General features: G+C 71.8%; 26 protein-coding genes. 10 read left to right on the plus strand and 16 right to left on the minus strand.

Annotation, left to right across the window (positions count from 1 at the left end; translation table 11 throughout):
- Positions 1-19: 19 nt before the first annotated feature.
- Positions 20-586, plus strand: a complete 567-nt coding sequence (locus ABWO84_RS04650) for an NADPH-dependent FMN reductase (RefSeq protein ID WP_353113012.1) — start codon at positions 20-22, stop codon at positions 584-586.
- 34 nt (positions 587-620) lie between these two features.
- On the opposite strand, the gene ABWO84_RS04655 is transcribed toward ABWO84_RS04650, so the two are convergent.
- From ABWO84_RS04655 to ABWO84_RS04665, 3 genes are read right to left on the minus strand one after another with little or no spacing between them, the layout of a single operon-like run.
- On the minus strand, positions 621-2,495 hold the full coding sequence (locus ABWO84_RS04655; protein ID WP_353113014.1) for an endonuclease/exonuclease/phosphatase family protein: 1,875 nt from the start codon (positions 2,493-2,495) through the stop codon (positions 621-623).
- Positions 2,496-2,549: 54 nt separating this feature from the next.
- Positions 2,550-3,221 carry a response regulator gene (locus ABWO84_RS04660; protein ID WP_353113016.1) on the minus strand — a complete coding sequence of 224 codons (672 nt, stop codon included), beginning with the start codon at positions 3,219-3,221 and terminating at the stop codon, positions 2,550-2,552.
- Entirely contained in the window at positions 3,218-4,510 is a 1,293-nt protein-coding gene (locus ABWO84_RS04665; RefSeq protein WP_353113018.1) for a sensor histidine kinase, read from the minus strand. Before ABWO84_RS04665 ends, ABWO84_RS04660 begins: the two co-directional genes overlap by 4 nt.
- A gap of 191 nt (positions 4,511-4,701) precedes the next feature.
- On the opposite strand from ABWO84_RS04665, the gene ABWO84_RS04670 reads away from it, so the two are divergent.
- The 4 genes from ABWO84_RS04670 (at position 4,702) to ABWO84_RS04685 (ending at position 7,813) form a co-directional block, all read left to right on the plus strand.
- Positions 4,702-5,886, plus strand: coding sequence for an MFS transporter (locus tag ABWO84_RS04670; protein ID WP_353113020.1), 1,185 nt, complete (start codon positions 4,702-4,704; stop codon positions 5,884-5,886).
- An 88-nt stretch (positions 5,887-5,974) separates the two neighbouring features.
- Positions 5,975-6,424, plus strand: coding sequence for a VOC family protein (locus ABWO84_RS04675; RefSeq protein WP_353113022.1), 450 nt, complete (start codon positions 5,975-5,977; stop codon positions 6,422-6,424).
- 1 nt (position 6,425) lies between these two features.
- Positions 6,426-7,145 carry a winged helix-turn-helix transcriptional regulator gene (locus ABWO84_RS04680; protein ID WP_353113024.1) on the plus strand — a complete coding sequence of 240 codons (720 nt, stop codon included), beginning with the start codon at positions 6,426-6,428 and terminating at the stop codon, positions 7,143-7,145.
- 44 nt (positions 7,146-7,189) lie between these two features.
- Positions 7,190-7,813 carry a dihydrofolate reductase family protein gene (locus ABWO84_RS04685; protein ID WP_353113026.1) on the plus strand — a complete coding sequence of 208 codons (624 nt, stop codon included), beginning with the start codon at positions 7,190-7,192 and terminating at the stop codon, positions 7,811-7,813.
- 35 nt (positions 7,814-7,848) lie between these two features.
- Here the strand turns inward: ABWO84_RS04685 and ABWO84_RS04690 are convergent, their stop codons facing one another.
- The 5 genes from ABWO84_RS04690 to ABWO84_RS04710 form a co-directional block, all read right to left on the minus strand.
- On the minus strand, positions 7,849-8,667 hold the full coding sequence (locus ABWO84_RS04690; RefSeq protein ID WP_353113028.1) for a Cof-type HAD-IIB family hydrolase: 819 nt from the start codon (positions 8,665-8,667) through the stop codon (positions 7,849-7,851).
- A 1-nt stretch (position 8,668) separates the two neighbouring features.
- Entirely contained in the window at positions 8,669-9,514 is an 846-nt protein-coding gene (locus ABWO84_RS04695) for an exodeoxyribonuclease III (protein ID WP_353113030.1), read from the minus strand.
- A gap of 80 nt (positions 9,515-9,594) precedes the next feature.
- Positions 9,595-11,781, minus strand: coding sequence for a malate synthase G (locus tag ABWO84_RS04700; RefSeq protein ID WP_353113032.1), 2,187 nt, complete (start codon positions 11,779-11,781; stop codon positions 9,595-9,597).
- The gene (locus tag ABWO84_RS04705; protein ID WP_353113034.1) at positions 11,778-12,209 is read right to left on the minus strand and encodes a GlcG/HbpS family heme-binding protein; all 432 of its coding nucleotides are present in this window, start codon (positions 12,207-12,209) and stop codon (positions 11,778-11,780) included. Before ABWO84_RS04705 ends, ABWO84_RS04700 begins: the two co-directional genes overlap by 4 nt.
- 156 nt (positions 12,210-12,365) lie before the next feature.
- Positions 12,366-12,902, minus strand: a complete 537-nt coding sequence (locus ABWO84_RS04710; protein WP_353113036.1) for a YbhB/YbcL family Raf kinase inhibitor-like protein — start codon at positions 12,900-12,902, stop codon at positions 12,366-12,368.
- Between the two features lie 115 nt (positions 12,903-13,017).
- Here ABWO84_RS04710 and pyrE point away from each other — a divergent pair, with 115 nt between their 5' ends.
- On the plus strand, positions 13,018-13,578 hold the full coding sequence (gene pyrE, locus ABWO84_RS04715) for an orotate phosphoribosyltransferase (RefSeq protein WP_353113038.1): 561 nt from the start codon (positions 13,018-13,020) through the stop codon (positions 13,576-13,578).
- Positions 13,575-14,477 carry an ROK family protein gene (locus ABWO84_RS04720; protein ID WP_353113040.1) on the plus strand — a complete coding sequence of 301 codons (903 nt, stop codon included), beginning with the start codon at positions 13,575-13,577 and terminating at the stop codon, positions 14,475-14,477. Before pyrE ends, ABWO84_RS04720 begins: the two co-directional genes overlap by 4 nt.
- Before the next feature lie 319 nt (positions 14,478-14,796).
- On the opposite strand, the gene ABWO84_RS04725 is transcribed toward ABWO84_RS04720, so the two are convergent.
- The 7 genes from ABWO84_RS04725 to ABWO84_RS04755 form a co-directional block, all read right to left on the minus strand.
- Positions 14,797-14,979 (minus strand): hypothetical protein, encoded by a 183-nt coding sequence (locus ABWO84_RS04725; RefSeq protein ID WP_353113042.1) that lies wholly within the window; start codon positions 14,977-14,979, stop codon positions 14,797-14,799.
- A complete protein-coding gene (locus ABWO84_RS04730) occupies positions 14,976-15,551 on the minus strand; it encodes a YdeI/OmpD-associated family protein (protein WP_353113044.1) in 576 nt (191 codons plus the stop codon). The genes ABWO84_RS04725 and ABWO84_RS04730 overlap by 4 nt, the downstream gene beginning before the upstream one ends.
- Positions 15,551-16,330: an HAD-IIA family hydrolase gene (locus ABWO84_RS04735; protein ID WP_353113046.1), complete on the minus strand. Its 780-nt coding sequence runs from the start codon at positions 16,328-16,330 to the stop codon at positions 15,551-15,553. The genes ABWO84_RS04730 and ABWO84_RS04735 overlap by 1 nt, the downstream gene beginning before the upstream one ends.
- Before the next feature lie 39 nt (positions 16,331-16,369).
- The gene (locus ABWO84_RS04740; RefSeq protein ID WP_353113048.1) at positions 16,370-17,161 is read right to left on the minus strand and encodes an alpha/beta fold hydrolase; all 792 of its coding nucleotides are present in this window, start codon (positions 17,159-17,161) and stop codon (positions 16,370-16,372) included.
- A gap of 131 nt (positions 17,162-17,292) precedes the next feature.
- Positions 17,293-17,925 (minus strand): metal-dependent transcriptional regulator, encoded by a 633-nt coding sequence (locus tag ABWO84_RS04745; RefSeq protein WP_353113209.1) that lies wholly within the window; start codon positions 17,923-17,925, stop codon positions 17,293-17,295.
- 2 nt (positions 17,926-17,927) lie between these two features.
- On the minus strand, positions 17,928-18,233 hold the full coding sequence (locus tag ABWO84_RS04750; protein ID WP_353113050.1) for a hypothetical protein: 306 nt from the start codon (positions 18,231-18,233) through the stop codon (positions 17,928-17,930).
- Between the two features lie 73 nt (positions 18,234-18,306).
- A complete protein-coding gene (locus ABWO84_RS04755; RefSeq protein ID WP_353113052.1) occupies positions 18,307-19,563 on the minus strand; it encodes an Nramp family divalent metal transporter in 1,257 nt (418 codons plus the stop codon).
- Between the two features lie 69 nt (positions 19,564-19,632).
- Between ABWO84_RS04755 and ABWO84_RS04760 the strand changes: the two genes are divergently transcribed.
- Positions 19,633-20,250, plus strand: coding sequence for a TrmH family RNA methyltransferase (locus tag ABWO84_RS04760; RefSeq protein WP_353113053.1), 618 nt, complete (start codon positions 19,633-19,635; stop codon positions 20,248-20,250).
- A gap of 124 nt (positions 20,251-20,374) precedes the next feature.
- On the opposite strand, the gene ABWO84_RS04765 is transcribed toward ABWO84_RS04760, so the two are convergent.
- Entirely contained in the window at positions 20,375-21,694 is a 1,320-nt protein-coding gene (locus tag ABWO84_RS04765) for an MATE family efflux transporter (RefSeq protein ID WP_353113055.1), read from the minus strand.
- Between the two features lie 74 nt (positions 21,695-21,768).
- On the opposite strand from ABWO84_RS04765, the gene ABWO84_RS04770 reads away from it, so the two are divergent.
- A complete protein-coding gene (locus ABWO84_RS04770; protein WP_353113057.1) occupies positions 21,769-22,305 on the plus strand; it encodes a DnaJ family domain-containing protein in 537 nt (178 codons plus the stop codon).
- 48 nt (positions 22,306-22,353) lie between these two features.
- A complete protein-coding gene (locus ABWO84_RS04775; RefSeq protein WP_353113059.1) occupies positions 22,354-24,318 on the plus strand; it encodes a M13 family metallopeptidase in 1,965 nt (654 codons plus the stop codon).
- The last annotated feature ends 35 nt before the right edge of the window (positions 24,319-24,353 follow it).

The following is a 24,353-nucleotide window of genomic DNA, read 5'->3' on the forward strand; positions in this document are numbered from 1 at the left end:
CGAACCGGAAGGAACCCCCGTGACCCACAGGATCGGCTACATCGTCGGCAGCATCTCGAGCACCTCGATCAACCGCCGTCTCGCGAGCGCCCTGGTGAAGCTCGCACCGGAAGGCGTGGAGCTCGTGGAGATCCCGATCTCCGGGCTCGGCTTCTACTCGCCCGACCACGACGCGGCCTACCCGCCCGAGGCGATCGCGTTCAAGAAGGCGATCGACGACGTCGACGGCGTGCTGATCGTCACCCCCGAGTACAGCCGCTCCATCCCCGGCGTGCTGAAGAACGCGCTCGACTGGGCGGCGCGCCCCTACGGTCAGGGATCGTTCAACGGCAAGCCGACCGCGATCATCGGCGGCTCGGGCGGCGGCGTCGGCACCGCGGCCGCGCAGCAGCACCTCCGCGCGATCCTGGGGCATTACAACGCCGTGACGATGGGGCAGCCCGAGGGGTTCATCCAGATCACCCCGGGCCTCATCGCCGATGACGGCACGGTCACCGTGCCGAGCACCGCGGAGTTCCTCGCCGGCTTCCTCCAGGCCTTCGACCTGATGATCTCCCGCGTGGAGGCCGCTCGTCGTCACGCCTGAGGCGCCGGCCCCTCTGTGGAGGAGGGCCGCGTCCTCAGCGCAGCGTGGTGACGATCATCAGGTGGTCGGAGAGCAGCGAGTCGACCACGTGCGCACCGGTGACGCGGAGTCCCGAGACGAACAGATGGTCGATCTGCTCGTCCGCGGGCCCGTCCGACGGCGAGGTGTAGGCGGGCCGGATGCCGGCGAGCGCATCCTCCGCGCCTGACGCGACCAGTGTGCGCCACGCCGTGGAGCCGGGCGTCGTGTTGAGGTCGCCGCCGCCGATCACCGGGCCGTCCGAGGTGCGCAGCGCGGTGGCGAAGACCTCCGCCGCGCGCCCCGTCGCGTCGAGCTCGTCCCCGTCCGGCTGGAAGTGCGTCGAGAGCACCCGCACCGGACTCCCCTTCCACTCCACGACGGCGGTCGTGATGCCCGCGCCGGTGAGCGCGTCGAAGCGCGGATACCGCACGGACGACCCGTCGCGCACCGGCAGGCTCGTCAGCACGGCGTCTCCCCAGACGGGGTCGGAGGCGGGGCCGAAGACCGCGGTCATGCCGAGCATCCGGGCGAGGATCGCGAGCTCGTCCTGACCGCCGTTGAGCAGCCATCCTCGGTCGACCTCGCTGAGCAGCACGACCTGCGCCCCCGAGCCCCTGATCTGCGCGGCGACCGCCGCGGGGTCGAAGCGCCCGTCGATGCCATAGCCCATCCGCAGGTTGTACGCGGCGACCGTCAGCTCCTCCTCGTTCGTCCGCGTGGACGTCTGCGGGATCGTGACCAGCGGGCCGAGGAGCGCGAGCACCGCCGCCGCGACCGCCGCGAGGCCGACGCCCGCGACCGCGCGGGCCCCGGAGTCGTCCATCCTGCGCTCGGAGGACCGCACCGCCGCATCCGTGCCGGCGCCGCGCGGGCGGGAGGCGAGCGTCCAGAGCGCGATCAGCGCGGAGGTCGCGACCAGCACCGCGTCGGCACGGTAGCCCATGTCGTAGCCCGCGTAGTAGGCGAAGAACAGCGCCGTCCACACGACCGCACCGCCGCCGGCGGCGACCGCCGTACGCCGCGCCGACGAGCCGGGGCCGGCGAAGAGCAGCAGCCGGGCCGCGGCGGAGGGACCGACGGCGAAGGCGAGCAGCGTCCACGGCGTGAGCGAGCCCGCGAACCCGTCGCGGTCGACCTCGACGAGCAGGGACACGGCGATCGACGCGACGAACAGCAGGGCGGATGCCCAGGGGCGGCGCCGCGGTGAGGGGAGCAGGGCGACCACGGCGGCCGCCCCGCAGCCGGCGACCGCCACTGCCGGCCCCCAGAACACGTCGACCGTCGATGCGCGACCGACGTTGCCGAGCGCGAGCAGGACGAGCAGGAGCACGGGAAGGAGCAGCAGAGCGGGGCGGGCCGCGATCGGCGCCGCCGGGGCGTCGGCGGCGCCGCGGACGGCGAACGCGAGCAGCGCTGCCTGTACGACGAGGAGGACGACGTCCCAGCCGTCGGCCCGCCAGACGGCGCCCCAGCCTCCGAGCATCGCGTGCGTCCCGGTGCTGAGCAGGAGCCCGAGGAACACGCTCGGCACCAGGGCGCGTCCGAGCGTCCCGGTGAGCAGGCAGAGCGCAGCGACCGCCAGGGCCACTCCGATCGAGCTGCCGTAGAGCTGCACATCGCCGCCGCCGGGGTTCATGCGCACGGCGATCCGCATCGCGAACGCGGCGACCAGCAACCACGCCGCCAGGCGGGGAGCCGGTCGGCGGATGCACGCCAGCAGCACGAGCGGCACGGCCATGACGGCGAGCGCAAAAGCGCCCATGACCTCGGGCGGCGTCTCGGCCGCCCGTCCGAAGAGGGTGATGAGCGATGGCGTCCACAGCCGCCACAGGTCGATGAGCAGCCAGGCGGCGACGATGCCGGTCAGGCCGAGGGAGAGCCTTCGCATGCCCCCGAGTCTGGCCTTCCCCGTGCGCCCGCGGGAGAGGACGCGCGGACGGTGCTAGGACAGGCCGTGCCGGTGGGCGAGCACCACGGCCTGCACCCGGTCCCGGGCGCCCAGCTTCTGCAGCACGCGCGACACATGCGTCTTCACGGTCGCCTCGCCGATGAACAGTGCTCCGGCGATCTCGGCATTGCTGCGGGCATCCGCCATGAGGGCCAGCACCTCGGCCTCCCGTTCGGTGAGCGGCTCCGCGAGCACGCCGGCGCCGCCGGGCGCGGAGGGTGAGGCGGATGCGGGCGCCGCGGTCCTCGCGAATCGGCTCAGCACCCGGCGGGTCACCTCCGGCGCCAGCATCCCGTCGCCCGACGCGAGGGCGCGCACGGCGGCGATCAGCTCCTCGGGGCCGGCGTTCTTCAGCAGGAAGCCGCTCGCACCGGCGTCCAGCGCCTCGAAGAGGTAGTCGTCGCGATCGAACGTCGTCACGATCGCCACGGCCGCCGCGACGTCGGGATCCGAGACGATGCGGCGGGTGGCCTCGAGCCCGTCCATGTCGGGCATCTGCACGTCCATGGTGATCACGTCGGGACGCAGCGCGAGCGCGGTATCGACCGCCTGTGCGCCGGTCGCGGCCTCGCCGACCACCTCGATGTCGGGCTGCGAGCCGAGGATCGTGCGGAAACCCGCACGCAGCATCGCGTGGTCGTCGACGAGCAGCACTCGGATCGTCATCGCATCCCCCTCGCCCGCGGCCGGGCGCTCTGCGCCGCGGGTGCGGCGGTCTCGGTGTGCAGCGGCACGGTCGCCCGCACCCGGAATCCTCCCTGCGGGCGCGGGGCGAGCTCGATCGTCCCCCCGGACGCCGCGATCCGCTCCCGCATCCCGAGCTGTCCGAGCCCGGGGCGCAGCGCGGTGACCGCGCGTCCGGTGTTGACGACCTCGAGCTCGACCGTGCCGCTTCCGTAGCGCACGCGCACGTCGGCGCGGGCACCGGGCCCGGCATGGCGGCGCGCGTTCGTGAGGGCCTCCTGCGCGACACGGTAGAGGTTCACGGCGATGATGCTCGGCACCGTGACCGGATCGCCGATCACGGTGTAGGCGGTGGAGAGGCCGGCGTCGGCGGACGACGACGCGAGCTGCTCGATGTCGTCGAGGGTGAAGGTCGATCCCGGCTCGTCGGTCTCGCCGCCCGGAGCGCGCAGGGTCTCGAGCAGCTGGCGGAAGTCGCCGATCGCCTCGCGGGCCGCGCCTTCGATGCCCTCGAGCATCCGCTTCGCCTGCGCGGGGTCGCTGTCGACGACGAGGCGCGCGGCGCCGGCCTGCACGCCCATCACGGAGACGTGGTGGGCGACCACGTCGTGCAGCTCGCGCGCGATGCGCACCCGGTCGAGCGCCACCGCCTGCGCGGCGTTGACCTCGCGCTCGGCCTCGAGGTCGGCGGTGCGCTGCTCGAGCACGGCCCGCTCCATCGCCGCGTTCCAGGCGCGGTCGCCGAAGTAGTAGGCGCCGCCGAAGTAGAGCCCGTTGAGCAGCAGCTGCAGCATCAGGTAGGCGAGATACGGCGAGAGCAGCCCGGCCGCGACGTCGGCCTTGTGCGCCTGGTCGATCACGTCGCGGTACATCACGATCAGCAGCCACACGAGCATCCCGACGATCACGCCGATCCGCACGAGGAACGCGCGGCGCCGGTCGTTCATCCATGCGCCGACGGTGTAGAGACCGGCGAACATGACGATGTTGCCCACGAAGAGCTCAGGGATGTGCAGCGTGACCGCGGTGAAGTACCCGAGGGCGAGCAGCACCGACACCGTGCCGGGGAAGCGTCGCCGGAAGGCGAGGGGGATCGCCATGAGGGTCACGTAGACCATCGCCGTCCAGAGGGGTCGCTGCTCGTCGCCGTAGAGCTGCGAGAGCGACGAGAGCCCCGAGCTGATCACGCCGCTGACGAGCGCGACCGCGGCGAGCAGCAGGTCGTTGCGACGATCGCGCTCGGTGGGCTCGCGGCGGAAGGGGACGGGCATGCCCTCCACCGTATTGCGGATGCCCCGGCCGGACATCCCCCACGTGGCGGATGGTCCGGGAAGGGCCCGGGGCGGGTGACGTTTCGCATCCGGTGCGACGTTCTGCATCCGGTTGCTCGAGGAGACGGATGCGGGATGTCGTTTTGGATGCGGAGTGTCCGGGGTTCCGGGGCCGGATGCGACAATCGAGCGTGCCCACCGCGCGTCCGCGTCTCGCTCCGTTGTATCTGGCCGGCTTCACCACGGCCTTCGGCGCCCACGGCATCGCCGCGGCGCTCGGCGCCGAGACCGAGGACATCGGGTGGACGCTGCTCGCCTTCGGCTTCACCCTCGCGCTCTACGACCTCGCCGAGGTGCTGCTCAAGCCGGTGTTCGGCGTGCTCAGCGATCGGATCGGGGTCCGGCCCGTGATCGTCGGCGGTCTGCTGGCCTTCGCGGCCTTCTCCCTCATCGGCGCCCTCGTCCCCGGGATGGCGGGCATCGTCGTCGCGAGGTTCGGGCAGGGCGCCGCGGCATCCGCGTTCTCTCCGGCATCGTCGGCCGCCGTCGCGCGACTCGCCGGTGAAGGCTCGCGGGGGAGGTACTTCGGCCGCTACGGATCGTGGAAGAGCCTCGGCTACGCGCTGGGACCGCTGCTCGGCGCCCTGCTCGTCGTCGCGGGCGGGATGCCGGCGCTCTTCTGGGCGCTCGCCGCGCTGGGGATCGCCGCTGCCCTCTGGGTCGCGGTTGCCGTGCCCGCCGTGCCCGTGCTCCCGCGCAAGAGGGTCACGCTGCTCGACCTCGGACGCGAGCTCGTCGCCCCCGGCTTCCTCGTGCCGACCCTCGTGCTCGCCGCGACCACCGGGGCCCTCGCGGTCGCCGTCGGCTTCCTTCCCCTGCTCGCTCGCCAGGCCGGTCTCGGCACGGTCGGCAGCATGGCGATCGTGACCGTGCTCGCCGTGGTGTCCAGTGTGGTGCAGCCGCTCATCGGTGCGGCGCACGATCGGGGACGGCTGAGCGTTCGCGCCGGGGCGTTCGGCGGCCTGGGCCTGATCGCCGTCGGGATCGCGCTCGCCGCAGCCGTCGCCGGCGTCGCCCTCGCAGGCCCTCTGCTGCCGGCGATCCTGCTCGTCGTCACGGCGACGCTGGTGGGTGCCGGCGTGGGGATCGCGACGCCGCTCGCGTTCTCGCACCTCGCCGCCTCGACCCCCGCGGATCGGATGGGGCGCACGATGGGGAGCGCGGAGCTCGGTCGTGAGCTCGGCGACGCCGGCGGCCCGCTCGTGGCGGGGGCGATCGGGGCGGCGTCCTTCGCCGCGTTCGGCCTCGCCGTCGTCGCGGCGCTCACGGCCGGTGCTGGGGTGCTCGCCGTACTCGGCCTCCGCCGCTCGCGTTGAGACTTGCTATTGACAAGCAAGGTTGTTTTTAGCAAGTATGGTCGCATCGGGACCGGAGGAAGCGTCCCACCACGACACGGGAGTCATCATGACCAAGATCTTCGTCAACCTGCAGACCACCGACCTCGAGCGCAGCAAGGCGTTCTACACCGCGCTGGGATGTGGCATCAGCCCCGAGTTCACGGATGAGAACGCCGCCTGCATCGTGTGGAGCGAGGACATCTACTTCATGGTGCTGATGCGCGACTTCTTCGCGACCTTCACCGAGAAGACGGTCGTCGACCCGCGCGAGGGCGCGCAGGCGCTCATCGCCCTGAGCCGCGAGTCCCGCGAGGACGTCGACGACGTGCTCGCCAAGGGGCTCGCATCGGGCGGCACCGAGCCGGGCGAGCCGCAGGACTACGGCTTCATGTACTCCCGCGACCTGGAGGACCCCGACGGCAACATCCTCGAGTTCCTCTACATGACCCCCGAGGCGGTCGAGAAGGGCCCCGCGGCGTACATGGCCGAGCAGGGCGGCGCGCCGGCGACGGCCTGACATGGCGGCGCGGAGCTACGGCCAGTACTGCGGCGTCACCACCGCGGTCGAGCTGATCGGGGAACGGTGGGCGCTGCTCATCGTCCGTGATCTCCTCGTCGGACCGCGGCGGTACACCGACCTCAAACAGGGCCTTCCGCGCATCCCCACCAACATCCTGTCCACCCGCCTCAAGGAGCTGCAGGAGGGTGGGGTCGTACGCCGCGTGCCGCTCATGGGCTGCGGGCTGGTGTACGAGCTCACCCCCTACGGGCGGGCTCTCGAGCCGGTCGTCCTGGCGCTCGGGCGCTGGGGGTTCCAGACGATGGGCGACCCCTCGCCCGACGACGTGGTCACCCCCGACTCGCTGACGATGGCGCTCCGCACGTCGTTCCAGCCGGATGCCGCGGAGCACCTCGACATCGAGCTCCACGTCGGCGACGTCGCACTGCGCGTGCAGGTCGCCGAGCGCACGCTGCGCATCGCGCAGCTGGCGCCCCCCGCACCCCCGGTCGGCGGCGCCCTGCCCGCCGGGGATCCGGATGCCGTGATCGTCGCAGGTCCCGGCATCCGTCATCTCATCGGCGGCGAGGTGTCGCCGCAGGAGGCGATCGCCCAGGACCTCGTCGCCGTCGTGCGCGGCGACGAGTCCGTGCTCGACGTCTTCGCCCGTACGTTCCACATCGCGCCGCTCATCCCGGTCGGCGCGACCCCGCAGTCCCGCTCCGAGGCGTCGGGTTAGCCCCGGCATCCGGATGCGGGCAGGCCTTCTCGAAGGAGAACATCATGGCCGGACGCATCATCATCGATCTCTTCACGACCCTCGACGGCGTCGCCCAGGCGCCCGGCGGGCAGGAGGAGGACACCAGCGGCGGCTTCCGCTTCGGCGGGTGGCAGGCGGGTGTCGCCAGCGAGTCGGTGGGCGGTGAGGTGATGGAGGGCATGTCGACGCTCGACGCCCTGCTGCTGGGCCGGCGCACCTACGACATCTTCGCCGGCTACTGGCCGCAGCACACGACCGGTCCCGAGGGGGCGATCGGACAGCTCTTCAACCGCGTGCCGAAGTACGTCGCCTCCCGCGACGCGGGCATCGCACTCGACTGGGAGGGCAGCAGCCGCGTCGGTGACGACCTCGCCGCGGAGATCGCCCGCCTGCGGGAGACGCACCGCGACGTGCACGTGATCGGCAGCGTCGATTTCGTGCAGACCCTCCTCGCCGAGCAGCTCTTCGATGAGTTGCAGCTCTGGGTCTACCCCATCGTGCTGGGCCAGGGGAAGCGGGTCTTCCCGGAGGGTGCGACCCCCGCGAACCTCCGGCTGCTCCGCTCGGCGCAGGGCGACAACGGCACGATCAGTCTGCGGTACGCGCCGCTGCCCGGTGAGCCGGAGACCGGGACCGTCGGAAGCTGAACGAACGGGCCGGCAGCGACGCCGGCCCCGCCGGGTCAGGCGTCGCCGTGCAGCATCCGCTCGATGACGCGGGCCACGCCGTCGTCGGCGTTGGAGTCGGCGACCTCGTCGGCGGCGTCGCGCACCACGTCGATCGCGTTCGCGACGGCCACCCCGCGGCCGGCCCAGGCCAGCAGCTCCAGGTCGTTCAGCGCGTCGCCGAAGGCGAGCACCTCGTGCTGCGCGATGCCGAGGCGCGCGCAGAGCTGCGCGACGCCGGTGGCCTTCGTCACGCCCGCGGCCATCACCTCGACGAACGGCGCTCCCGACATCGTGGCCTCGAAGCCCTCGAGCCCGAGGGACTGCAGGGCGGAGAAGACGTCGGGGACGGGGACGGAGGGGTGCCGGATCACGAGCTTCAGGCTCGGGGCGGCGAGCACGGTGTCGAGCGGCACGCCGCCCATGGTCCCGGGATCGCGCTTGTGATCGCTCAGCCGTGCCACGGCGGCATAGCCGTGCTGCGCCACGAATCCCTCGCCCGCGTTCCGCACGCTGGCGAAGAGCAGATCGGGGACCACGGCGTTCAGCGCCTCGGCGAGCGTGCGCTGCACCGCCACCGGGATCTCCTCGGCGAACAGCTGCTCGCCGGTCGTCAGGTGCACGCCGTACGCGCCGTTGCCGCACAGCGCCCACTGCGTGAAGCCGGCGTCGCCGGCGATGGCCCGGAGCCCGATCGGCTGACGGGCGGTCACCGGGACGACGGCGATCCCGGCTTCCCGCGCGGCATCGAGGGCCGCCCTGGTGCGCGCGGTCACCGCGCCGGCGTCGTCGAGGAGCGTGCCGTCGAGGTCGGTCGCGATGAGACGGATCGTCATGTCAGGAGAAGATCATCGGCATGTCGTCATCGTCCGCGGCCGCGCCGAAGTCGAGGTCGACCACGACGGGCACGTGGTCGCTCGGCTGCTCCCCTTTGCGCTCGTCGCGCTGGATCGACGCACCGGTCACCGCATCGGCGAGCGGCTTCGATCCGAGGATGAAGTCGATGCGGATGCCCTCGTTGCGGGGGAACTTGAGGCGCTGGTAGTCCCAGTAGGTGTACCCCTCCGGCAGCAGAGGGCGCACCACGTCGCTGACGCCCGCCGACTCGAGGGCGAAGAACGCCTCGCGCTCGAGGGGGGAGACGTGCGTGGAGCGGCCGACGACGATGTCGGGGTCGCCGTTGTCGGCGTCGAAGGGGATGATGTTGAAGTCGCCGACCAGTGCCAGGGGGAGTGCGGGGCTCGCGGCGGTCTCGGCCGCGGTCGCCTGCCGCAGCGCCTCGAGCCAGTGCAGCTTGTACCGGTAGTGCGGATCGTCGAGCGCTCGCCCGTTCGGCACGTAGAGACTCCACACCCGCACGCCGCCGACCGTCGCGCCGAGGGCGCGGGCCTCGAGGGGCGCGTCGGGCCCCTCATGGCCCTTCGCGAAACCGGGCATCCCGGCGAACGCGGTCGACACGTCGGTGATCGGCTCGCGGCTGGCGATCGCCACCCCGTTCCACTGGTTCAGGCCGTGCGCCTCGACGTGATAGCCGGCACGCTCGAACGGCTCATAGGGGAACTGCTCGGGCTTGCACTTGATCTCCTGCAGCGCGAGCACGTCGACGTCCTCCCGCACGGCGAAGTCGACGGCGCGGTCGACGCGGGCGCGGATCGAGTTGATGTTCCAGGTGGCCAAGCGCATGCGTCCAGCCTATTGGGGGCCTCCGACCTCCCCGGTCGTCGAGCGCGCCCAGCGGGTCGGAACGGCCGCGCCGGACTCCCTCAACGACCGGCGCGAGCGGCCTGCTCCGCCTTCTTCTCGCGGCGGAGCCCGTGCAGCAGAGGCTCGGTGTATCCGCTCGGCTGGGACGCGCCCTCGACGATCAAGCGCCGCGCGGCGGTGAACGCGATTCCCGGCTCCTCGCCGTCGGCGAACGCGAGGGCCTCGTAGTGCGGGTCGCCGGCGTTCTGCTCGTCGACCACGACGGCGAGGCGTCGCAGGCTCTCGTCGATCTGCTCCTCGGTGATCACGCCGTGCGTCAGCCAGTTGGCCAGCAGCTGGCTCGAGATGCGCAGCGTCGCACGGTCCTCCATGAGTCCGACGCCGTGGATGTCCGGAACCTTCGAGACCCCGATGCCCTGATCGATCCAGCGCACCACGTAGCCGAGGATCGACTGCACGTTGTTGTCGATCTCGTTCGCGACGACCTCGGGGGTGAGGTCGCCCTCGCCGGCGAGCGGCGGCGTGAGCAGCACGTCGAGGGAGTCTTCGCCGACCGGAGGCAGCGTCGCCCGCACGGCGAAGGGGTCGACCTGGTGGTAGTGCAGGGCGTGCAGCGTGGCGGCGGTGGGCGAGGGGACCCAGGCGGTGGACGCCCCCGACCGCACGTGCGCGATCTTCTTCTCGAGCATGTCGTGCATGAGGTCGGGCTCCGCCCACATGCCCTTGCCGATCTGCGCCCGTCCGTCGAGGCCGGCGGCGAGGCCGATCGCGACGTTGCGGTCCTCATAGGCCTTCATGAACGGCTGCGCCTTGATCGCCGCCTTCGGCAGGAAGGGGCCGGCGTGCAGGGAGGTGTGGATCTCGTCGCCGGTGCGGTCGAGGAACCCGGTGTTGATGAACACCACGCGGTCGGAGGCCGCGGCGATCGAGGCGGCGAGGTTCGCCGAGGTGCGGCGCTCCTCGTCCATGATGCCGATCTTCATGGTGCGCGCGGGCAGGCCGAGCAGCTGCTCGGCGCGAGCGAACAGCTCGGCGGCGAAGGCGACCTCTTCCGGTCCGTGCATCTTCGGCTTCACGATGTACATCGATCCGGTGCGGGAGTTCCTGCCCGCGGTCGGCCCCTCCAGCTCGGGGAGGGAGCCGAGCGCGGTCATGATCGCGTCGAGCACGCCCTCGAACACCGGGGCGCCGTCGCGATCGAGCACGGCGTCGGTGCGCATGAGGTGGCCGACGTTGCGGATGAACAGGACGGCGCGCCCGGGGAGGGTGATCTCGCCTCCGTCGGCGGTGCGGTAGGTGCGATCCGGATTCAGGGAGCGCAGGAACGTGTGTCCGTCCTTCGTGACCGACTCCGTGAGGGTGCCGTCCATGAAACCGCGCCAGTTGCGGTAGCCGAGGGCCTTGTCCTCGCCGTCGACCGCGGCGACGGAGTCTTCGAGGTCGAGGATGGTGGTGATCGCGGACTCCAGGACGATGTCCTGCACGCCCGCGGCATCCGTCCGGCCGATCGTGCCATCGTGGTCGATCGCGATCTCGGCGTGCAGGCCGTTGTGACGCAGCAGCACAGCGGCCGGGGCATCCGACTCTCCGGTGAAGCCGGTGAAGGCGTCGGGATCGACGAGGCGCCGAACGCCGCCGTCGGTGTCGATCGCGAGGCCCTCCGCGTCGACGCGATAGCCGGTGGCGTGGCGATGCGAGGCGCCGTCGAGCGGCGCGATCTCGTCGAGCAGCTCGCGACCCCGCGCGACCACCGCGGCGGCTCGGGTGAGGTTGAACGCGGAACCCGGCGCGAGCTCGCCGCCGCGGTCGATGGCGTCGGTGCCGTAGAGCGCGTCGTAGAGCGAGCCCCAGCGGGCGTTGGCGGCGTTGATCGCGAAACGGGCGTTCAGCAGGGGGACGACGAGCTGCGGGCCGGCGGTGGTGGCGATCTCGGGATCGACGTCCTCGGACGACACGGCGACCTTCGCCGGGGCCGGCGCCAGGTAGCCGATGCCGGTCAGCAGGGCACGGTAGGCGTCGCGGTCGGGAGCCCCGGGGTTCGCGCGGTGGAACTCGTCGATGCGCTGCTGGATCTCCTCGCGTCGCTGCAGCAGCGCGGCGTTGCGCGGTCCGAGCTCGTGGAAGATCGCACTCGCCCCGGTCCAGAACGCGTCGACGTCGCGCCCGGCGGCGGCGAGGGACGACTCGGCGAACTCGACGATCGGCGCAGACACCGAGAGGTCGGCACGGGAGAGGTACGAGGTCATGATTCCATTCCTTCTCCCCGGGCGCCCAGGCGCCGCAGGGTCTCGAGTGCGATCTCGGCGTCCTGCGCCGGGCTGCCGCCCGCCACACCGAGTCCGCCGACGTGGTCGTCGCCGAAGAGGATCGGCACGCCTCCGTCGATCGTGGTGAGCGCGCCGCCGGTGCCGAGGGCGAGCGCGGTGGCGAGAGGCTCCGGGATCCGTCCCGTGCGGCGGCGAGTGGACGCGGATGTCGCGGCCTTGCGGCGGCTGGTCTCCGCGCTGTGCGGAGTGGCGCCGTCGGCCATGCCGTAGGCGATGAGGGTCATCGAGGGGTCTGCGACCGAGACGACGGCTTTCACGCCGACGGCCTCGCCCACCTCCATCGCGATCGACACCGCGCGCGCGGCCGTCTCGTACGTGATGGCGACGGTCTGGCGGTGGGTCGGCATCGACGTCTCCTCGGTCAAACGATTCAGTCCGGTATTAATTCATATTGCGAATATCTAATCTCGCATAGTGGAACTATATGACAACACTGCCGGACCTGTCCACACGCACGGCGGAACACCGCCGCAGCCGGGGCGCGGCGGTTCCGACGGGATCCGTCAGTGCTCGGCGGGATCGGCGGTGCCGATGAGCACGCCGCGGGCCAGCGTGTGGAAGTGGCGGTGGAACCCGAGGGTCCCCGGCGTCTCGTCCCCGTCGAGGTCGAGCGCGTCGACGTCGAGCGCGTCGACCACGAAGAAGTAGCGGTGCACGCCGGTGCCCGCGGGTGGGGCGGCGCCGATATAGCGCGGCAGCCGCGCCTCGTTCGGCATCACCTTCGCTCCGGCGGGGAGGCTCGCCGCCGAACCGTCGATCTGGCCGATCCCGGTCAGATCCGCCGGAAGGTCGAACGCGGCCCAGTGCCAGAAGCCGGAGCCCGTCGGGGCGTCCGGATCGAAGCAGGAGATCGCGAGGCTCTTCGTGCCCGTGGGCGGGGCGGACCACGTCAGCCGGGGAGTCAGATCCGCGCCGCCGCGACCCTCCGACCAGGCGGTCAGGGGCAGCGCACCGCCGGCCTCGAAGTCGGGGCTGGTCAGCTGCAGCGCGGGAACCGGACGGAGCTCGGCGAGAGCGGCGTAGGGGTCGTACGAGAACACGGATCCTCCTTCGGGACGGTCATCGGCCACGATAGGCGGATGCCGGCGGCGAATCCAGAGCCGGTGCCGTCACGCGCCGGGTGCGACCGGAGGCGGGCGCTCTAAGCTGGTCTCCGTGACCGACCTCGCCGCAGACCGCCAGCACCTGCTCGACCTGATCACCGCCGAGGCGGTGTTCCACGGAGACTTCACGCTCTCGAGCGGCAAGAAGGCGACGTACTACGTCGACATGCGCAAGCTGACCCTCGACCATCGCGCCGCACCGGCCATCGGGCGGATCATGCTCGACCTCATCGGCGACCTCGATGTCGCCGCCGCAGGAGGGCTGACGCTCGGCGCCGACCCGATCGCGAACTCCGTCATGCACGCGTCCGCGGCATCCGCGCGCCCGCTCGACGCGTTCGTCGTGCGCAAGGAGCCCAAGGACCACGGCCGGGGACGTCAGGTCGAAGGGGCGGACGTCGCGGGCAAGCGCGTCGTCGTCCTCGAGGACACCTCCACCACCGGCCAGTCCGCGCTGAAGGCCGTCGAGGTGCTGCGCCGTGAGGGCGCCGAGGTGGTCGCCGTCGCGGTGATCGTCGACCGCAAGACCGGGGCGCAGGCCGCGATCGAGGCGGAGGGGCTGCAGTGGCTGGCCGCCTTCGATCTCGACGACCTCGGACTCGACCCGCAGTGACCCGCTACGCGCTCGCCGTCGACGTCGGCGGCACCAAGCTCGAGGCGGCCCTCGTGTCGGAGGAGGGCGTGCTCGTGGACGGCAGTCGCACCCGCCGCCCCACCGGCCGGGACGCCGACGCCGCGACCCTGCGCACGTCGATCGAGGAGGCCGTCGCGCACGCCCTCGCCGCGCTCCCCGCGGGGGCCGAGCTGGTCGGCTCCGGGATCGGCAGCGCCGGACCGGTCGACCGCGAAGCCGGCGAGATCATGCCGGTCAACATGCCCCTGGCCCGTGGCTTCCCCCTCGCCCGTACCGTGCAGGATGCCGCATCCCGTGCGCTCGGGCGGGAGGTGCGCACGGTGCTCGGACACGACGGGGGAGCGCTCGCGCTCGCCGAATCGTGGCTCGGGGCGACCCGCGGCGCCCGCGCCTCCCTGTCGATCGTGGTGTCGACCGGGGTCGGCGGAGGGTTCGTGCTCGGCGGCGCATATGCGCCGGGCGCGAGCGGCAACGCCGGGCACCTCGGACAGGTGCGCCGCGAGGGCGGTCTGACGCTCGAGGAGATCGCCTCGGGGCCGGCGAGTGCCGCCTGGGCGCAGTCGCAGGGCTGGCAGGGCAGGACCGGAGAGGACCTCGCCCGCGACGCCGCGGCGGGATCGGGCATCGCCCGTGCGGCGATCGAGCGGTCGGCGACGGCCGTGGGCGAGGCGCTCGCCGACGCCGCGACCCTCGTCGACCTGGACATGGTCGCGATCGGCGGCGGATTCTCCCGGGTGTCGGAGGACTACATCGACCTCGTGCAGCGGGCCTTGACGGCCTCCGCCGTGCACGGATACTCGCAGCGCACCCGCGTGGTGCGCTCGGGCCTCGGCGACGAGGGCCCGCTCATCGGCGCCGCCGCCTTCGTGCTCCGGTAGGCGTGCTCGGAGTTCGGACGGCACCGGACGGATTGCATCCGGTGTGACGGATTGCATCCGGGTAAGTCCGATTCCGGGTGTGGTTCGTGACGGTGAGTGCGGATCGTCCGGACCCCGAGGCCGGCACTGGACGGATTGCATCCGGTGTGACGGATTGCATCCGGGTAAGTCCGATTCCGGGTGTGGTTCGTGACGGTGAGTGCGGATCGTCCGGACCCCGAGGCCGGCACCGGACGGATGGCATCCGGTGTCACGTTCTGCACTCGGGCAAGTCCGATTCCGGGTGCGGTTCGTGACGGTGAGTGCAGACCGTCCGGGGTTACTGACCGCGGGGGTCGCGGGGATCGTGTTGACGCGGACGGTCGTCGTCCTCCCAGGGGCCCTCGTACCAGGCGCCCTTCCCGTCGCGCTTCGGCTTGCGCAGCAGCTGCACGGCGATGACGGTGAGGGTCGTCAGGCCGATCGCGATCATCACCAGGAACAGCAGGTCCTGCTGGCTCATGCGGGTCGTCTCCCTTCCGCGGCATCCGCCACGATCTTCGCAATGCGTCCGGCGCGGGTCTCCGCGCGCTTCGCCATCGCGATCTGCGTGAGACCCATCTTGCGCGATGAAGCAGGGAACGCGTCCCAGCCGGCCCGTGCGGCGGGCGAGGCGTCGAGGGCCGCGGTCAGGTCGTCGGGCTCGATCCCCGCCTCGGGGCCGTCGAGCACCGACCAGGAACCGTTCGCCTTCGCGACCTCGATCGCGCGGAGCCCGGCGGCCTCGAGCAGCCCCTCGGCCTCGAGCAGCGCGATGCGCGCCTTGTTCGTCGCCGCCCAACCGCTCGACGCGCGGCGCGGAGCGAACCACAGGCCGCCGATCCGCTCGTCGAAGCTGCGCACCGGACCGTCGATCCATCCGAAGCACAGCGCCTGGAGGATCGCCTCCTCGTAGCCGACGTGCACGTCGTCGTTCCCGGGTCGAGGCCGCACGAGCCACGCGCCGGTGGACGTTCCGTGGTTCTCGGACAGCCACGAGCGCCACGCCGCGGCATCCGCGGCGATCACCCGTTCGCCCTCGTCGAGCGCTCCCATCAGCCCTCCGGCACGAGGTCGGCGACCGAGCCGACCACCTCGTCCGGGCGGAACGGGTACTTCTCGATCTCCGCGCGGTCGCTGATCCCGGTCATCACGAGCACGGTGTGCAGACCGGCCTCGATGCCCGCGACGATGTCGGTGTCCATCCGGTCGCCGATCATGCCGGTCTTCTTGGAGTGCGCGCCGATCTTGTTCAGGGCCGAGCGGAACATCATCGGATTGGGCTTGCCCACCACGTAGGGCTCCTTGCCGGTCGCCTTCGTGATGAGGGCGGCGATCGCGCCGGTGGCGGGCAGGGGACCGTCGGCGCTCGGGCCGGTGGCGTCGGGGTTGGTCACGATGAACCGCGCCCCGCCGTTGATGAGCCGGATCGCCTTGGTGATCGCCTCGAAGGAGTAGTTGCGGGTCTCGCCGACCACGACGAAGTCGGGTGCGGTCTCGGTCATGATGAACCCCGCGTCGTGCAGGGCGGTGAGGATGCCGGCCTCGCCGACCACGAACGCGGATCCGCCGGGCACCTGCTGCCGGAGGAACTCCGCGGTGGCGAGCGCAGAGGTCCAGATCCGCTCTTCGGGGACGTGTAGCCCGCTCGCCCGGAGCCGCGCGGACAGGTCGCGCGCGGTGAAGATCGAGTTGTTCGTCAGCACGAGGTAGGGCGTTCCCGACGCCTCCCAGCCGGCGAGCAGCTCGGAGGCCCCGGGGATGGCGTCGTTCTCATGGACGAGCACGCCGTCCATGTCGGTGAGCCAGCATTCGATGTCCGAGCGTTCTGCCATGGGTCCAGCGTAGTGAGCGGGGGCGAACGGCTGGTGCGCTCAGCGGTGGGTGGCGAAGAAGGCGGCGGCGCGGGCCGGCCAGGTGCGCACCTGCTCCACGTCCTCGGCGACGACGGCCTCCGAGTCGCGAAGGAGCTCCGACAGCCGCTCCGTGGTGGACACCGGATGCCCGGGGTCGGTGGCCCAGGCCAGCAGCAGCGCCGGCACGTCGATCTGCGCGACGAGCCCCGCATCGGGCATGTCGCTCTTCCCGGCCCCGCGGAACACCGAGGGCAGCAGCGCGGGATCGAGTGTCGGGGGTCCGGGCACCCAGACATCGGCGAAGATCGGCGGGGGAGGCGTGGAGGCGGCCAACGCGGCGAACTCCTCGGCCGGGAGCGACTCGGCCGCGACGGCGGTCTGCTCGTACATCGCCCCCTGAGCGACACGGGTCTCCCAGGCGGTCGGCGGTGCGGCCAGCGCGACCGCACGGAACCGCTCGGGGCGTCGGGTGAGCGCATGGATGATCGTGGCGGTGCCCATCGAGGTCCCGATCGCGTACACGGGCTCCTCGGGCGAGAGGTCGTCGACGAGCGCGAGCAGATCGGTCGCGAGGTTCGGCCAGAGATAGTCCTCCGGCACGGGGCGTCCGGTCGAGCGTCCGTGCCCCCGCGCGTCGTACGACACCACGCGGAACCCGGCGTCGGCGAGCTCGTCCCACAGGGCGAGCTTCCCCTCTCTCTCGACCTCGCGACTCGCGCTCAGCCCGTGCGCGACGACGACGGTCGGCCCTTCGCCGACGGAGGAGTATGCGAGGGTCGCGCCCTCGACCTCGAATGTCCGATCTGTCATGAGGTCAGCGTACGCGCGGCCGGGGACAGTCGTCCGCGGAGCGCGGAAACGCGTCCCGCAAGGCCCGCGGAGATGCGTTTCCGCGCACATACCGGGCCGGGCGCGCCGGGCCCGGTCCGGGCCGGGGAAGCTCAGGCGGTCAGCCAGATCGCGGCGAGGGCTCCGGACGGGAGCGAGAGCGGGGCGCCGTCGAGCAGCACGCCGTCGACGGAGACCGTCAGCGTGCGGCCGACGTCCACGCCGAGCGACTCCAGCGCCCGCAGCAGCTCGGGGTCGCGGTCGTCCACGCGCAGCACCCTGCCGGAATGGCCGGGGGCCGCATCCGCCAGCAGCACGAAGGGCTCGCGATCGATCGCGCCCGAGGCGTCCGGGATCGCGTCGCCGTGCGGATCGAACCGCGGGCGTCCGAGCCGGGCGTCGATCCCTTCGAGCAGCCGGTCGCTGATGGTGTGCTCCAGCACCTCGGCCTCGTCGTGCACCTCATCCCAGGCGTAGTCGAACTCCTGCACCAGCCAGGTCTCGATCAGCCGGTGGCGGCGCAGCATCGCGAGGGCGCGCTCGCGTCCGGCATCCGTCAGGCGCACGGCTCCATAGGGGACGTGCGACACGAGACCCGCGGCGGAGAGCTTCTTCACCATCTCGGTCACGCTCGACGGCGCGATGCCGAGCTTCGCGGCGAGCTGCGACGGCGTGATCGGCGCGTCCTGCCACTCGGTGTGCGCGTAGACCGTCTTGAGGTAGTCGTCGGCGGCGGGGGAGGCCATGGTCATCGCCCCAGGGTGGTGAGCACGATGAAGGCGCCCTGGCCCGCGAAGAAGCAGATCGGGAAGCCGGCGAGGGCGGCGAGCAGGGAGAGACGTCCGTCGTAGTCCTCGACCTCGCGCGTGCCGATCGCGCGGGCGCGGAACGCGAAGACGAGCGTCAGGACGCCGAGGGCGAGCTGCACCCACGGGCCGCCCCAGGGCAGCAGCCGCGGCCAGATGAGCAGCACGACGCCGAGCACCGCGGTGCCGAGCGCGATCCAGGTGCACAGACGCACGCGGCGGCGGGCATCGGAATCGTCACGGGCCATGCTCCGAGCCTACCCGTGGCGTGCGCGCGACCGGTTCCGGCGACGGGCGCCCGCGAACCGGTCGCGCGGATCGTCACCCTCCGGTGGCCACGAGCCAGAGGAGCATCGCGTTGAGTGCGATCAGCAGCACGGCGCAGACGATCCCGAGCACGGTGGTCGCCCGACGGTTGGCGTGCTCGCCGAGCGTCTTCTTCTGCGCGGTGAGGGCCACGAGCGGGATCAGGGCGAACGGGATGCCGAAGGACAGCACCACCTGGCTGAGGATCAGCGCGAACGTCGGGTCGATGCCGATGGCGAGGATCGCGAGGGCGGGGATCAGCGTCACCAGGCGGCGGGTGATCAGCGGCACCCGCACCGACAGCAGCCCGTGCATGATCTCCGCGCCGGCGTAGGCGCCGACCGACGTCGAGGCGAGTCCGGACGCGAGCAGCGCGACGGCGAAGAGCACCCCGATCACCGGGCCGAGCGCCGCGGTCAGGGCGGCGTGGGCGCCCTCCAGCGTGTCGGTGCCCTCGACCCCCGGGAGGTTGGCGGCCGCGAGCAGCAGCATCGCGAGGTTCACCGATCCGGCGACGGCCATCGCGATCGTGACGTCCCACCGGGTGGCCGTCAGCAGGCGGCGGATGCCGGAGCCCTTCGCCCCGGGCTCACCCCGCCTCTCGGGGGAGTCGCCGAAGCGGTCGCGGGCGAGTGCGGAGTGCGCGTAGATCGCATGGGGCATGATCGTCGCGCCGAGGATGGATGCGGCGAGCAGCACCGATCCGGAATCGGCGAACCTCGGCAGCAGGCCTCCGGCGACCGCGGCGGGATCGGGCGGGGCGATGAAGAGGCCGGCGACGAAGCCGATCGTGATGACGGCCATGAGCCCGATCACCACGAACTCGAAGTGGCGTGGACCGCGTCGCGACTGCACGGCGAGCAGCAGCATCGACACGACTCCGGTGATCACGCCGCCGAGCAGCAGCGGGATGCCGAAGAGCAGCTGGAGGGCGACCGCGCCGCCGATGATCTCCGCGAGGTCTGTGGCGACGGCGACGAGCTCCGCCTGCAGCCAGTACCCCCTGCGGGCCCATGTCCCCGTCATGCGCTCGCCGAGGATCTCCGGGAGGCTGCGGCCCGTGACGACCCCGAGCTTGGCCGAGAGGTACTGGATCAGCCACGCCATCACGTTGCCGGCGACCACCACCCACACCAGCAGATAGCCGTACTCGGCTCCGGCGGACATGTTGCTCGCGACGTTGCCCGGGTCGAGGTACGCGACGCCGGCGACGAGCGCGGGCCCGAGCAGCCAGACTCCGCGCATCCTGGTCGGTGAAGTGGTTTTAGGCATGCCGAAATCATAGTGAGTTTTCGGTGTACCTAAAAATTGCTCCCGGCGAGTCCCGGATACGCTGGCCGAGTGAACGACGAGACCCCGGAGCGCACCACGCACGGCGTCGGCCCGTACGAGGGCGAGTGGCCGGAGGGCGGGTGGTACGACCCCGAGCTCCTCGCGAACGGCGACACCCGCAACGTGATCGACCGCTACCGCTACTGGCGGATGGAAGCGATCGTCGCCGACCTCGATGAGCGGCGGCATCCGTTCCACGTCGCGATCGAGAACTGGCAGCACGACATGAACATCGGCTCGATCGTGCGCAGCGCCAACGCCTTCCTGGCCGACACGGTGCACATCATCGGCCGGCGCCGCTGGAACAGACGGGGTGCCATGGTCACCGACCGCTATCAGCACGTCGTTCACCATGAGGACGTCGCCGCCTTCGCCGCCTGGGCCGCGGACGCCGGGCTTCCGATCGTCGCGGTCGACAACGTGGGGGAGGCCGTGCCGGTGGACCGCGCCGAGCTCCCCGAGAGGTGTGTCCTGCTCTTCGGGCAGGAGGGGCCCGGGCTGTCGGAGGAGGCGCTCGCCGCCGCGTCGGCGCACATCGAGATCACCCAGTACGGATCGACCAGGTCGATCAACGCGAGCGCCGCCGCGGCCGTCGTCATGTACGAGTGGTGTCGCCGGTACGCGTGACCCCGCCCTTCTGCATCGTCTCCGTCTCCGTCTATTCGTCGCAAAGTGCCGTTATTCGACCCGAATAACGGCACTTTGCGACGAATAGACGGCTCGGGGTGCGGGGTCGGCTCGGGGTGCGGGCTCAGGCCGCGGCGTGCATCCAGCGATCGGAGCGCACCCGCCAGCCGAGCGTGAGGAGCCGGGCGACCAGGTACACGCCGAAGAACGCCACGGCGAGCCAGGTCAGTCCGGCCGCCCCGCCGACGCCCGTCGCCGAGATGATCCAGAGCACGGGGAGGAACGGCACGAGGTTCAGCACGCCGACGACCGCGAGGTAGCGGGCGTCGCCCGCGCCCATCAGCACCCCGTCGAGCACGAACACGATCCCTGCGATCGGCTGCGCCGCGGCGAGCACCAGCAGCGCGGGCTGCACGAGCGCCGCGACCTCCGCATCGCCGGTGAACACCAGCCCCAGCACGCCGGACGCGGCCGCGACGAGCGCGCCGACCACGACCCCGAACCAGGCGCCCCACGCCACCGTGCGGCGCAGCACCCGGACCACCTGGCGCTCGTCGCCCGCACCGAGCCCCTTGCCGATGAGCGCTTGCGCGGCGATCGCCAGCGCGTCGAGGGCGAAGGCCGCCGTGGAGAAGATCGTGTAGACGATCTGCCACCCGGCGAGCTCGGCGGTGCCGATGCCCGTCGCGATGCCCACCGTCGCCAGCAGCGCCACGCGGAGGCTGACCGTGCGCAGGAACAGCCACCCGCCCGACCTCGCCGTGCCGCGGATCCCGTCCCGCTGCGCGCGGAGGGAGGCCCCGTGCCGCCGGGCGAGCCGGCGGACGACGAGCACATAGGCGCCGACCATCCCCCACTGCGCGACGACGGTGCCGAATGCCGAGCCCGCGATGCCCCAGCCGAGCCCGTAGATGAAGAGCAGGTTCAGCAGGGCGTTCGCGCCGAAGCCGAGCCCGGCGATCCACAGCGGTGTGACGGTGTCCTGCATCCCGCGCAGCAGGCCGGTCGCGGCGAACACGATGAGCATGGCAGGCAGGCCCCACATCGAGATCGTCAGATAGGTGCGCGCCTCGGTCGCCACCGCGTCGGATGCGCCGAACAGGGACACCGTCCACGGCGCGGTCACCACTCCGATCACCGCGAGCACGGCCCCGAGCGCGAGGGCCAGCCACATCCCGTCGATCCCGACCGAGACCGCGTCGCCGGGCTTGCCCGCCCCGAAGCGCCGCGCGACCGCGGGCGTGGTCGAGTAGGCGAGGAACACCATGAGCCCGACGATCGTCTGCAGCACCGCTCCGGCGATGCCGAGGCCCGCGAGCGGGGCCGTGCCGAGGTGTCCGACCAGCGCGCCGTCCACGATGAGGAACAGCGGCTCGGCGATCAGCGCGCCGAGCGCGGGCACCGAGAGCCGCAGGATCTCGCGGTTCAGGGACGGGGTGGACACCCGATGAGCCTAGGGCCTCGTGCCGACATCCCGCGGCGGCGCCGGGCGTAGGGTGGGAGGACGGAGGTGCCGAGATGCCCGACCCGGAAGACGCGAGAGAGGCGGAGGCCGCGGAGCAGCGGTCCGCGCCGAGCGTGCTGAACGCGCAGAACAAGGCCGAGATCGTCGAGGCGGCGATCCAGGTCGCGATCCGTCGCGGCGAGTTCGACGACCTGCCCGGCGCCGGCAAGCCGATCGAGGGGCTCGGGACGCACCACGACCCGGACTGGTGGATCCGCCGGAAGATCGAGACCGAGAACCTCACGGGACTCGGCCCGCCGGCGATCATGCTGCGCAACGAGGATCGCACCCTCGAGAGGGAGCTCGACCGACTGCCCCGCGAGGAGGATGTGCGCGAGGCGCTCGAGGACTTCAACCGCCGGGTGGTCGACGCCCGCCGGCAGCTCCTCGGCGGGCCGCCGGTCGTCACGAGGACCCGTGACGTGGACGCCGAGGTGCGCGCCTGGCGCGAGCGGCGTCGCGGCCCTGCCGCCCCGGACGCCGCGGGAACGGAGCCGGAGCCCTCGGACGCGCCGTCCGAGGAGCGCCGGCGCTGGTGGCGCCGCGCCTGAGCGCATCCGGGCCCCCGGTCCGAGACCCGTCGGCATAGGCTGTGGTGCATGACTGACGCTCTGCCCTCAGGCCTCGCCGTTTCCGAGTTCAGCTCCGGCATCCGCCCCCAGGACGACCTGTACCGCCATGTCAACGGCGCCTGGCTCGACCGCACCGAGATCCCCGACGACAAGGCGCGATGGGGCTCCTTCCATCAGCTCGCCGAGCAGGCCGAGAAGGACGTCCGCGCGATCATCGTGGAGTCCCAGGACGCCGCGGAGGGCACCCTCGCCCGCAAGGTCGGCGACCTCTACACGAGCTTCATGGACGAGGCGCGCATCGCCGCGGCGGGCGTCACCCCGCTCGCCGAGCTGCTCGCCGACGTCGAGCGGATCGACGGCATCCCGGCGTTCCTGGCCACCGTCGGCCGGTTCGACCGGGAGGGCGTCGCCGCGCTGCTCGGCGTCTTCGTCGAGCCCGACCCCGGCAACCCCGAGCGCTACGTGCCGTTCCTCGTGCAGGCCGGGATCTCCCTGCCGGACGAGAGCTACTACCGGCTCGAGAGCTTCGAGAAGACCCGCGACGCCTACCGCGCCCACCTCGAGCGGCTGCTCGGGCTCGCCGGCGTCGCCGACGTCGCGGGCACCGTCGAGCGCTCGATCTCCCTCGAGCACGAGATCGCCGCGAGCCACTGGGACAACGTCGAGTCCCGCGACGCCGTGAAGACCTACAACCTGAAGACCTGGGACGAGCTGCAGCAGCTCGTGGGCGTCGACCTCTCGCCGTGGCGCGACGCGGTGGCGCCCTCCGCTCCCGACGCGTTCGCCGACGTGGTCGTCTATCAGCCCAGCTTCGTCGAGGGCCTCGGCGCCCTGCTCGTCGAGGACCGCCTCGACGACTGGAAGGCCTGGCTGCGGGCCAAGGTCGTGCACGGGCTCGCCCCGTACCTCACCGACGACCTGGTGCAGGAGAACTTCGCGTTCTACGGCACCGAGCTCAGCGGGGTCCCGTCGATCCGCGAGCGCTGGAAGCGCGCCGTCTCGCTCGTCGAGGGATCGCTGGGCGACGCGGTCGGCAAGATCTACGTCGAGCGGCACTTCCCGCCGGCGGCGAAGGCCGCGATGGACGAGCTCGTCGGGAACCTCATCGAGGCGTATCGCCAGAGCATCACGACGCTCGAGTGGATGAGCCCCGAGACCCGTGAGCGTGCGCTCGCGAAGCTCGCCACGTTCCGCCCGAAGATCGGACACCCCGAGACCTGGCGCGACTACGAGGGCGTCGAGATCTCGGCATCCGACCTCATCGGCAACGTCCGGCGCGCGACGATCTTCGAGCACGACCGCCAGATCGGGAAGGTCGGGCAGCCGATCGACCGCGACGAGTGGTTCATGCCGCCCCAGATGGTCAACGCGTACTACAACCCGCTGATGAACGAGATCGTCTTCCCCGCCGCGATCCTGCAGTATCCGTTCTTCGACGCCGGACGCGACGCCGCGGCGAACTACGGCGGCATCGGCTCGGTGATCGGGCACGAGATCGGCCACGGCTTCGACGATCAGGGCAGCCGCTACGACGGCGACGGACGTCTGCAGGACTGGTGGACGGATGCCGACCGCGCGGCCTTCGAGGAGCGCACCAAGGCGCTGATCGCGCAGTACGACGCCCTGGTCCCGCTCGGGCTGTCCGAGGAGAACCACGTCAACGGGGCGCTGACGATCGGCGAGAACATCGGCGACCTGGGCGGCCTCGGCATCGCACTCAAGGCCTACGAGCTGTCGCTCCAGGGCGAGGACGCGCCCGAGATCGACGGGTACACGGGAGTCCAGCGGCTGCTGCTGTCCTGGGCGCAGGTCTGGCAGCAGAAGAGCCGTGAGGCGGAGACCATCCGCCTGCTGACCATCGACCCGCACTCGCCGAACGAGTTCCGCTGCAACCAGATCGTGCGCAACATCGGCGCGTTCTACGACGCGTTCGACGTCGCCGAGGGCGATGCCCTGTTCCTCCCTGCCGCAGAGCGCGTCACCATCTGGTGACCCGCACAGGCGGCTGACGGGCGCCGGGGTTACGA

The sequence above is a fragment of the Microbacterium sp. genome (assembly GCF_040394595.1).
Lineage (GTDB): Bacteria > Actinomycetota > Actinomycetes > Actinomycetales > Microbacteriaceae > Microbacterium.